This is a genomic window from Colwellia echini (genome assembly GCF_002843355.2).
Lineage (GTDB): Bacteria > Pseudomonadota > Gammaproteobacteria > Enterobacterales > Alteromonadaceae > Colwellia > Colwellia echini.
The window spans coordinates 1-6,076 of record NZ_PJAI02000041.1; the positions used below are offsets into that span (position 1 = coordinate 1).

Below are 6,076 nucleotides of genomic sequence, written 5' to 3' on the forward strand. Positions count from 1 at the left end.
CAGCGAGAATTAAAAGGTTTAAAAGCAAGGCATTGATTGAAGAGAATGGTTATTCCCTTGTCAAAATCAATAACGCAGCTTGTAAACCTTTTAAAATCGCCCTCTGGGAGCTATCTCGATACCCACTAACATCGTTAAATTTATTTGATTTAGAATGACTAAACCGAAACAAATTTGCCTTGTTAATGAGTATCGAATATAGCTCTGAGTTGAGAAGAAACTTAATCAAATTGGTATAAACTAAAAAGAGCTTAATCAGATTGGTATGGCACATAAAAAAAGGCCTAACCTTTGGTTTAAGCCTGATAATTGAAGGTAGAAACTTAAGCTAGACATTTATACTAGAAGATTAAATTAGTAATCTCCCTACTTAATCAAGAATTTCGATGGTGGATTCTGTATCAAATATTGTTAAAATAATTACTCTTTTTCCTTCTTCTCCCGATAAAACGGATACCTTTTTTTCATATTAATCAATAACTCTCTGCCAAACTTCATACTCTAAGCGTTTGTCATTTTCCCATCTAGAACTGATCCAGATTTCAGCTTCCATTTTATATTTGAATACGTATTTTTTGCCCTCTGGGGAGTTAAAGGATGTATATAAAGGTGATTCAATATACTCACTATTTGTATATTCGAAAGTTCCGGATCCAGAGCTCCAAAACTTATCTCCAGACATAGTAACAAAGCTAAAGTGAGTATTGGTTATTACTTTTAATGAGTGTAAATTAAGCTCTTCGTAGCTTACTAAACGCCCTTTATGATTAATATACTCACCTGAAATGAGCTTCCATGTTCCAGAAAATATATTATCCTTCGCAATCACCGACAGAGGTAAAAAAAGCAATAAAATGCTCAATGCAAATACTCTCATACGACGATTCCTTTATGTGATCTTCCAAAATAAAACAGAGCCAACATCCTTATTACTGATGTTGGCTCTGTCGCTATAGCTCTATTTTTCTATTCTATTAATGACCAAGCACTTGTCCACGCACTACCTGTTCCTGGCGCGTAATGATAAGCAGACGCTGATGAACACCATCCGGCTATATCACATTGGTACATATTTCCAACGTTACTAACAACTTCACCTGCAACATAAGTTGTACCCGCAACATATGCGCTTTCACTAGGAGTTGGTGTTGGCGTCGGAGTTGGCGTCGGCGTCGGAGTTGGTGTTGGCGTCGGAGTTGGTGTTGGCGTCGGAGTTGGTGTTGGCGTCGGAGTTGGTGTTGGCGTCGGAGTTGGTGTTGGCGTCGGAGTTGGTGTTGGCGTCGGAGTTGGTGTTGGTGTTGGCGTTACACCAGAACACGAAACCTCAGTCCAGAACCAAGTTGAAGCGGATGTAGGTGCTTCCCAAACACCTGGGTTATTTTGCGCAACAAAACACGAACCGTTATAAGAAACCACATCACCATTACTTACTGTTGTTTGACCACCAACCCACGGCGTTTCTGTTGGTGTTGGCGTCGGTGTTGGCGTCGGAGTTGGTGTCGGCGTCGGCGTTGGCGTTGGTGTAGGAGTCGGCGTCGGAGTTGGTGTTGGCGTCGGAGTTGGTGTTGGCGTCGGAGTTGGTGTTGGCGTCGGAGTTGGTGTTGGCGTCGGAGTTGGTGTTGGCGTCGGAGTTGGTGTTGGCGTCGGAGTTGGTGTTGGTGTTGGCGTCGGCGTTGGTGTTGGTGTTGGTGTTGGCGTCGGAGTCGGAGTTGGTGTTGGCGTTACTCCCCAATCCGTAATTCCTTCAACATTACCTACTGCTTTATTCATCGCATTGAGGGTACGCTCTGCTGTAGTACCACCATCACCATCAATTTCCCAAGAGAATATTCCACCTAAACCTTGCTCTTGTATGTATACACCTTTTGCTTCAATTGAACGTGGCGTATCTAAGGTTATTAATGTATTACTTACTTCATCCCAAATAAATGATGCCTCAGCTTGGCTATCCCAAACATACTTAGCATTGGTATTTGCTGCTAAGAATTTAAGTGCACCACGGTAATCCATGATACCAGCTTCCCATGCCCATGCTTCTTCATCAACCGAAGTTCCTTCTCCACCTTCAGCAACTAATGGGTTGTTCTCCGAACTGTCTACATGGTTACCTACAGCGCCAATTGGGCTACCATTTACCATTTGAACATCAGTCCAACCACGCCCATACATTGCTGCACCAACAACCAATTTATGCGCCGGTACACCCTGTTCTAATAATAAACGTGTGCCATTAGATACTGTATACTCTGGCATACCTGCAGGAGCATAAGAGTCACGTCCTAAGTTCCCTGCTTTGGTTTTATCGGTAACTGTTGTTGGACCAAATTCACCTGTACCCGCACATTTATCAGCTGATATATGAGCACCACAATAAAGACCAGTTTGATGTCCTGTTTCACTGCCCCACGCACCGTAGAAGTCGTATGACATCATAAAGATGTTATCCATGTACTCTGCCGCTGCGGCATAATCAACATCTTGAATTTTATCCCAACCTACACCAATTGCAGACGTTAGTTCGTATTCACGACCAGTTTCCGCAGAAAGTTCATCTAGCATTGCACGAAGTTCTTGCATTAAAGCAACATAAGCTGGACCGTCATTTATTGGGTCACCTAATGACGCTTGTGCGCCACCACCACCAGGGAATTCCCAGTCGATATCAATACCGTCAAAGAATTTCCATGTTTTCAAAAATTCTTTAGAGGAAGCAACAAATGTGTCACGGTTTGCTTTATCTGTAAAACCGAAGAATGGGTCAGAAAGTGTCCAACCACCAATTGAAGGAAGTATTTTAAGATGTGGGTTACCTTGCTTAAGCGCCATTAAATGACCAAAGTTACCCATACCAACTTCGCCATAACCTACAGCAGTTCCATCAATTTTCATGGCTTTAACAGCGCCATTTTGACGCCAAAAAGCCGCGCCCATATCATGAATCACTAATTCATAATCTTCACTTTGTGCACAATCAGCTTGAAGAACGCTCCAGCCAGATGCATTGCCATCTTTAAGTGATTTGTTTTCACCACACATTGGGATAAAGCCGTATATGATATGTGTTAAGTTATTAGCAGGTACATTTTCAACAAAGTATTGACGGCCATAAATACCCCATTCAACAAAATATGTACCAACAATTTGATCTTTAGATTGTGCGTAGTTTGTATTTGCAGGGTCAACTTGCTCGCCAAGTGGCATTAAATGTGAGCCATCAGTATCCGAAATAACGGCCTGATCAGCAGCACTATCAACACAACCATCATCATTACATAAACGTACAATGATCTCTTTTAGACCACCACTTGTAATTGGAACTATTGCGCTACCACCTGCACCAGTGCCCGAAACGGCAACTTCTCCATTAACAAGTACTTGCCATGATGTTGCTGCATCACCAGTCCAAGCTGGAGTCCAGGTCACAGGTAAGTTAACAATATCAACACGTGTAACGAGTGAGTTATAAGCTCCTGCTTCGCCAGAAACTGTAACAAAGCCTTTGCCATTGTAATTTGCATATTGTTCTGTAAGAGTTGGCTGACCTGGTGCTGAAGCCAATGCTTGTGGTGAAGCTAAAGCGGCCGTTACTGCGCATGCTGTTAATAATCTTTTCATATTTACCTCAGTTTGGTGGCCAGTAAACTGGCTTTTATTAGGTTATTTTTTTTAGGATTTTTAAATTTTTGCCAACATGTCAGCCTACCTAGCAAAGCTTTTTAACTATGCTAGTTTCCAAAATCCATTTTTTATAAACTCTATAAATCATTGGCGCAAACTGTTACAACCTTTAAGACAGCGCTGTCATTTTAACTGACAGCGCTGTCAAAATAGCTGTTCAAAAACAATACACACAAAGTTACGGATTTGCTACATTTTTTAACAAAAAACATACAAATAACGCCATAAAAACACCAAGCCATTGATATTTATATTAAATTATATTTTATTAATTAACGTATTTACGCGTTAAAATGCTTTTTACTCATTCTAATAATTAATCGGTCTATTAAAATCGCAAATATATGGTCAAATATTAGGCGATTATCTTTAATACGTCTTGTTCTAATTATATTATTAGCCATGACAAAAAAGCGATGTTACCGCACTCATACTAAGTGCAATAACATCGCTTTTTTATCTTCTAAAGTACTATATGTCTTATTGTGTAAAGTTATAAAGCCTTAACCAACATAGTAGTACCCGAAACAGCAACAATCACACACTGACTTTTGTCACTAATTACATCACTATTTAGATCATTGCCAACGATACCAGCAGCATCCTCTGCTAAACGTGCTTGCCAATCGATACCTGAATAACGAATAGTCCCTCCTGTTGTAGTAATTTCACTACTTGCGGGAACTTTCAAGCCAATCATATCGCTAGACTCATCGGTTTGACTGCGTAACTGCTGCATGTTTTTTAAGGGTTTCCACAGTATTAAGGTGATAACTGCAGATAAAATACCAACAATTAAAATTTCACTTTGCCAGCCGTCAATCAAGCCAATATTTACTAATATTCCCGTAACAGCACTTGCTATAGCAAAGAAGAGTAATGGTCCACTTAAGCCCATTATGCCTAATTCAATAATCAAGCTTAAACCAGCAATGGCGTACCAAATAAATTGATGATTTTCCAAAAAATTCTGCATATTGATCTCTTAATAATTAAACCTTCAAGCTACTTGAAACCGCGATGGCCTGCGCTACTGTATTGGCAATATTGTCACCTGTTTTACCGTCGGTCAGGACAACAGTACTTTCTTTGGCAATGGCTTGATGAGCAATAATGGCATTTTGTGCCAAAGTTAACGTTACCGCTGCTTGACCTTGCTCAGTATTAGCTGCTTTACCAACAACTTCTAATGCATCCGCATCAGCAATAGCCACTAAACGAATTGCTTCAGCTTTACCCGCTGCAGTTAAAATTTGCGATTCTTTAGACGCTTCAGCTGCAAGAACTTGTTCAGCTTTTGCCGCTTCAGCATCAAGAACACGTGCTTGCTTATGGCCTTCCGCTTGTGTGATTGCGGCGGTTTTAACCCCTTGTGCAGTTAAAATAACAGAGCGTTTTTCACGTTCCGCCGTCATTTGTTTTTCCATGTCTTCACGGATACTTTGCGGCGGCGTAATGTCTTTAATTTCGTAACGAGTCACCATAACACCCCAAGGTGCTGTGGCTTCGGTCATAGAGCCTAAAATTTGGGCGTTAATTAAGTCACGATTTTGGAAACATTCATCAAGCTCCATAGAACCAATAGCATTACGCATAGTTGTCATAGCTAATTGAGTAACTGACATTTTATAATCAGTAATGTTGTTAGTTGCAGCTGCAGCATCAGTGACTTTCATAAATAAAATACCGTCAATATCTAAGGTAATATTATCCTTAGTAATAGCCGATTGAGACATAATTTCTAATGACTGCTCTTTTAAATTACGATCAGCAGCAACTGACTGTACAAAAGGTACTATAAAGTTTAAACCTGCTGATAATGTTTTACTGTATTTACCTAAGGTATAAATGACATAACCACGGTTTTGTGGGACAAAGTGAATACCTTTTTTGAGGGTATACAAAATGACGATAGTTATCCAAAGCGCAGGGCTTGAGATGAGGTTTTCAAATAAATACATAGAGATATGTTCCTTGATGTTATTAGATATAACTGTTTCCAATCAAGATCCGAGTTTCAGAGTGCATCTTGAATGATAACGGGTATGGTTCCTTAAGGTAAATTAAGGTAATGGAGTGCAAGGCGCAAAGCAAGTTATTTCACCTATACATGAAGTTGGCTTATTTATTATTTCAATTTGTATTAGATTTCTATCGGTATTGCGTAAGCTATAAATCAATCACAAACTTTTCCCACATTAAGACTGAGAATGCCTATACTTAACCTGAATTCGGAATAAGCAAAATGCTACAGTAGCGTTAGAGTAACCTTGAATCGCCATTGATGCAGAGATAACAATGACAAAAATTACTATTTTAGGTCGTATCTTTATGGTTTTTATCTTAATTCGTCAGAAGGAGTTGGTTTAAACCCCCGTCTTTAGACGGGATAGCTTTC

General features: G+C 40.0%; 4 protein-coding genes. All 4 read right to left on the reverse strand.

Features of this window, described 5'->3' with window-relative positions; all coding sequences use genetic code 11:
- Positions 1 to 469: 469 nt before the first annotated feature.
- The 4 genes from CWS31_RS16930 to CWS31_RS16950 all read right to left on the reverse strand — a co-directional run bounded on the left by CWS31_RS16930 (position 470) and on the right by CWS31_RS16950 (position 5,639).
- Entirely contained in the window at positions 470 to 877 is a 408-nt protein-coding gene (locus tag CWS31_RS16930; RefSeq protein WP_101344565.1) for a hypothetical protein, read from the reverse strand.
- A gap of 89 nt (positions 878 to 966) precedes the next feature.
- The gene (locus CWS31_RS16940) at positions 967 to 3,615 is read right to left on the reverse strand and encodes a glycosyl hydrolase family 18 protein (protein ID WP_246143605.1); all 2,649 of its coding nucleotides are present in this window, start codon (positions 3,613 to 3,615) and stop codon (positions 967 to 969) included.
- Between the two features lie 556 nt (positions 3,616 to 4,171).
- Positions 4,172 to 4,654, reverse strand: a complete 483-nt coding sequence (locus CWS31_RS16945; RefSeq protein ID WP_101344566.1) for an NfeD family protein — start codon at positions 4,652 to 4,654, stop codon at positions 4,172 to 4,174.
- A 16-nt stretch (positions 4,655 to 4,670) separates the two neighbouring features.
- Positions 4,671 to 5,639 carry an SPFH domain-containing protein gene (locus tag CWS31_RS16950; RefSeq protein WP_101344567.1) on the reverse strand — a complete coding sequence of 323 codons (969 nt, stop codon included), beginning with the start codon at positions 5,637 to 5,639 and terminating at the stop codon, positions 4,671 to 4,673.
- Positions 5,640 to 6,076: the final 437 nt, after the last annotated feature.